Origin of the sequence: Streptomyces sp. UNOC14_S4 (assembly GCF_020740835.1) — a bacterium.
GTDB lineage: Bacteria > Actinomycetota > Actinomycetes > Streptomycetales > Streptomycetaceae > Streptomyces.
This window is the reverse complement of record NZ_JAINFC010000539.1, coordinates 1-4,978: the sequence shown is the minus strand read 5'-3', so window position 1 is coordinate 4,978 and position 4,978 is coordinate 1. Positions and strand designations below refer to the sequence as shown.

The following is a 4,978-nucleotide window of genomic DNA, read 5'->3' as shown; positions in this document are numbered from 1 at the left end:
GAACGGCGCGAGAAGCCCCACCCACCCGCAGACGAAACCGGCAAACCCAGCGGAGCGCCGTGGCCAGAAGCCGCCCACCACAAGCCACGCCCCATTGATTGCCCCGCACCCCACCGGTTGCATATGCCGCGACCACAAGCTGTTCCGGCATGTACGTACGGAGGGGGAACCACCTTGCGTAAATCCAGAGCACGTTCGGCGAGATCGGCCGCGCGGAGCGGCATAGCAGGGGCGGCAGCGCTCATAGGTGCTGCCGCCCTCGTCGTGTCCGCCGTCCCCGGGCAGGCGGTCGCCGCCACGGCCGGGAAGGATCCGGCGGAAGTGATTCCGGGGAAGGGCACCTCCACTCCTTCCCTGGTGGACGGCATCCGGGAAGGCGTGCAGGCCACCGGGAGCGCCGCCGACGCCGCCACGAGCCACCTCGCCGCCAAGCAGGGCCGCTACCACATCGACGCCCCGGCGCGAGACCTGAAGGCCATACAGACCGCGACATCCGGGGCGCAGGAGACCGTGCGCCTCCAGCAGAAGCACCAGGGCGTGGACGTCCTCGGCGGGCAGTACGTCGTCCGCATGGAGAAGAAGGACGGCAAGCGCGTCGTCACCGGCACGTCGGGCCGGTACTTCACGGGCCTCAAGGCCGGGACGAAGGCCGACGTGAGCGAGGAGCTCGCCGTCCGGCGGGCCGTCGAGGCGACGCTGCAGGACCTCCGCGGCAAGCGGCTCGGCAAGGGCGACGCGTCCCGGGGGAAGGGCGTCAAGGCGGAGCGGGCGCTGACCGGCACCGCGCGCGGCCTGGTCGTCGTGCCCAAGGGCCCCGGCGTCCTCACGCACCACGTCACCGTGCGCGGCACGGACCCGGTCACCGGCAAACCGGTGCTGCGCGAGGTCTATGTCGACGCCAAGGCCGGTTTCCCGGTGCTCCAGTACAGCGGTATCAAGACCTTCGGCGCCGAGCGGGACGGCGGCGGGGCCACGGCCACCGCCAAGGGCTCCGCCAAGGACTCCGCCAAAGAGTCCAAGGCCGACGGCGTGCCCCCGGGCATCGCCGGCTCCGGCGTGAAGTACGACGGCACGACCGTCGAGCTCGGGCTCTACCACGACACCGCCCGCAACGAGTACGTCATGACCGACTACGGGCGGATGTGGGACTCCAGCAAGAACGTCATCTCCACCTGGGACGCGCGCGGCAAGGACGTCAGCCAGGTGTCCGGTGTCTGGCCCGACGGCATCAGGGAATTCGGCTCGCCGGGCCCGAACTTCGGCAAGGAGGCCACCGAGGCGGGCGCGGTCGACGCCCACTGGGCGGCGGGCAAGGTCTACGACTACTACAAGAAGGTCCACGGCCGGAACAGCCTCGACGGCCGGGGCATGGCCATCAACTCCCTGGTCGGGGTGACCGACGCCGGCTCCGCGTACGTCAACGCCTTCTGGGACGGCACCAAGATGGTGTACGGCGGGGGCGACGAGGAGTACCGGACCCTGTCCGCCTCGCTCGACGTGGTCGGTCACGAGATGACGCACGGCGTGGTCGAGAACTCCGCCAACCTCGTCTACGCGGGCCAGTCGGGTGCCCTGAACGAGGCGATCGCCGACTACTTCGGCAACGCCATCGAGACCGACGCCCTGGGCATGGCCATGGACGACCCCGACGCGGGCCTGCTCGGCGAGCGCCTGTGCCGGACGAAGTCGCCTCGCCAGTGCGCGTTCCGCGACCTCAACGACGGCCGGACGACGTCCAAGAGCTTCCTGGGCGTCGGCTTCGGCACGGACAACGGCGGAGTGCACCTGAACTCCACCATCTTCTCCGGCGCGCTGTGGAACATCCGCCAGGACCTGGGCCGCACGCTCGCCGACAGGATCGCCTACAAGGCGCTCACCGAGTACCTGACCCCGCTCGACGGCTTCACCGAGGGCCGCAACGCGGTCATCGCCGCCGCGAAGGACCTCCAGGTCTCCGCGAAGGACCTGAACACCGTCACGCGCTCCTTCAACGCCCATGGCATCGTGCCCAACTGGGAACAGGCCATCGGCGTCGACACCGATCTGCTGTCCGGCAAGGTGAACACCGGGGGCACCGGTGTGGGCGGGGGCGGCGGCTGGTGGGCCGCGTCCCGGTCCAACGACGACGGCTCCGAGGCGTACTCGGTCTGGGCGGGCCGCGCCGACGGCTCGGGCTCCCCGAAGCCGATCAGCCCCAACGACGGCCGCTACCACGCCTACCCGGCCACGGACGGCAGGACCGTCGCATGGGTCGCGGTCGGCCCGAAGGGCATGGACGTGCTGTCCCGGCCGCTCGCGGGCGGGCCCATCAAGAAGCTGTACAGCGGCACCCGGATCAACGCGGTGCGCGTCGAGGGCGACGTCGTGGCCGTCGAGGAGCAGTCCGACCTCGGCAACCGGCACGTCGGCTACCTGCGGGCCGGTGACAAGTCCCCGACCTGGGTGGACGAGCGGCGCACTGACACCGAGACGGCCCTGCCGTCGCTCGGCGGCGGCCGGATCGCGTACGCGCGGATCACCTCGCAGGGCGACGACTACAGCTCCGTCACCGAGGCGCTGGACCTGAAGACCGGCAAGCGGACGCAGATGCGCCAGGTGGACAAGCCGTCGGCGATCGGCCAGACCGGAATCAACGGCAAGCACATCTTCTGGCTGGCCTACGAGTTCGACGCGCAGGGCAAGGGCCGTTCCGTGGTGCGGCGCGCCGACCTCGACGGGACGGGCGTGACCGACCTCAGCACGGACAAGGACGGGTTCTTCCCCCTGGACCTGACGGTCTCCGAGAGCTCCGTGACGGTCACCTCCCTGCCGCCGGAGACCACCACCGGCAACGAGGCGCTGTCCAAGCTCTTCCAGTTCGCGGCGGACGGCCCGGCCGACTCCCCCCGGGCGCGGGTCTCCTGCAACCGCGGTGAGCAGGCGGCGGCCGCGTCGGTCGGCGGCAAGCAGGTGGTGTGGCTCGACGGCACCACCGGCTTCACCGACCTGGTCACCCGCACCCGCCCGGCGGGCAACTGCGGCTGACGTCCGGCACGAACCATGACCGGGCCCCCGGCGCCGATGTGCCGGGGGCCCGGTGTGTCCTGACGGCCGGTGGGGCGGCCGTCAGCCGTTCGCGAGCGCCTGGAGGCGGGTGTAGGCGCCGTTGAAACGGTTGTGGTCACCGACCGTCGGGCCGGTGTCGGTGTACTGCCAGAACGTGTGGAAGCCCCAGCCCGCCGGGAGTTCACCGACGGAGGAGCCGTAGCGCGGCGCCCACAGCGGGTTGGTGCCGCCGAAGCCGCCGTAGTTGCCCGTGCACTGCTTCCACCAGCCGGTCGCGGTATAGATCACCGCGTCCCGCCCGGTGGCCGCCTGATAAGCACCGAGGAAGTCGGCGATCCAGTCGGTCAGCGCGCTCGCGCTCATGCCGTAGCAGACCTGGCCGTAGGGGTTGTACTCGATGTCGAGCACCCCTGGCAGGGTCCGCCCGTCGGCGGACCAGCCGCCGCCGTGGGCCACGAAGTACGCGGCCTGGTCGGCGCCGCTCGAATGGTCCGGCAGGGCGAAGTGGTACGCGCCGCGGATCATGCCGACGTCGTACGAGCCGTTGTACTGCTGGGCGAAGTAGGGGTTGGTGTAGCTCGTGCCCTCGGTGGCCTTGACGTAGGCGAACCGGTTGCCGTTGTTCCAGAGGGTGGACCACGGGACGTTGCCGTTGTGACTGCTGACGTCCACTCCCTCCACCGAGGCGTCGACCGAGGGCGGGGGCAGCGGGCCGGTGGGGTGCTCGTGGCCGCGGACGGTGGAGCCGAGCCAGTCGCGTTCGGGGTGTACGGGCCGCTTGCCGCCGGGCGTCGCGGCGTGCGCGGCACCCGGCAGGGCGAGGACCAGGGCCAGCAGGGCGAGCGCGGTCGCCCCGAGAGATCTGACGGTTCTGCGTGCGGGCATGGGGGGACTCCGGGAGGACATGCCGACTTTGGTGTGACCATGTCATACCCAGATTTGCCCGGCCGGACGCGTCGGGAACGCGGGACGCGGTGCTGTCACCGGTCCACTCCTGCGAAATACTGGCGGAGCTGCGGCTACGGACCGCGGCCGCCGGAAAGTTTCAGCATCGACGGCTGAGAGGCGGATGAAGAGCATTCGGACCACCGGAGAGGGCCCCTGACGTGCACCAGACGACCCCGCCGTCCGCCGAGGACAGCTGCGGCCCCCACCAGGCGTACCTGGCGCTCGAACGAGAGCTCGCCGTCTTCCTGCGCCGCGCCCGCGCCTCGTCCGGCGAGATGGCCCGCGCCGTCCACCCCGAACTGGAGCCCGCCGCGTACGGCCTCCTCGTCCGGCTGGAGGAGGCGGGCGAACAGCGGGCCACGGACCTCGCGACGTACTTCGGGGTCGGCAAGGCCACGATGAGCCGCCAGCTGCGGGCACTCGGCGACCTCGGACTCGTCACCCGCGAACCCGACCCGGCCGACGGCCGGGCCTCCCTCGTCCGCATCACGGACGAGGGCCGCGCCCGCTTCACCCGCGTCCGCGACGCGCGCCGCGCGCATCACGTGCGGAAGCTTGCCGACTGGGATCCGGCGGAGATCGCGGAGCTGGCGCGCTTGCTGCGCCAACTCAACGTGAGCGCGGAAAGCTGAGGCCGTCTTCCGGCTCTCCCTCTCTCTGGGGGCTTCGCCCCCAGGCCCCCGCGCCTATCGGGGTGCGGCTTGCGCTGTGTGCGCGGGTGCGGGTCCGGTGGGGGCTGGTCGCGCAGTTCCCCGCGCCCCTAAAAGCCGCCCACGAGCTCGGTCGCCCATGCCCGTCCGGCGACTGCGGGCCGTCGCTGGTTGCTCGCGCAGTTCCCCGCGCCCCTGATGGGGCGCGCCAAACCGCCCGGCGCCGTGGCGGGGATAGCCACCCCTGCGGAGAGCCGACAGCGGACACAGGCACCCCCTACCGGCAGCCGACAACCGGTGGAGGGGGCGGGGCCGGAGGGCGGGGTTCTGCTGTC

The 4,978-nt window shown here is 71.5% G+C and carries 3 protein-coding genes; 2 read left to right on the top strand and 1 reads right to left on the bottom strand.

What is annotated here, in order from left to right; all coding sequences use genetic code 11:
* Positions 1-123 precede the first annotated feature (123 nt).
* Positions 124-3,024, top strand: a complete 2,901-nt coding sequence (locus K6I34_RS31485; protein ID WP_229331295.1) for a M4 family metallopeptidase — start codon at positions 124-126, stop codon at positions 3,022-3,024.
* A gap of 81 nt (positions 3,025-3,105) precedes the next feature.
* Here K6I34_RS31485 and K6I34_RS31480 read toward each other — a convergent pair whose 3' ends face one another.
* Positions 3,106-3,930 (bottom strand): lysozyme, encoded by an 825-nt coding sequence (locus K6I34_RS31480; RefSeq protein WP_229331294.1) that lies wholly within the window; start codon positions 3,928-3,930, stop codon positions 3,106-3,108.
* A gap of 221 nt (positions 3,931-4,151) precedes the next feature.
* Here K6I34_RS31480 and K6I34_RS31475 point away from each other — a divergent pair, with 221 nt between their 5' ends.
* Positions 4,152-4,625, top strand: coding sequence for a MarR family transcriptional regulator (locus K6I34_RS31475; protein ID WP_229331292.1), 474 nt, complete (start codon positions 4,152-4,154; stop codon positions 4,623-4,625).
* Positions 4,626-4,978: the final 353 nt, after the last annotated feature.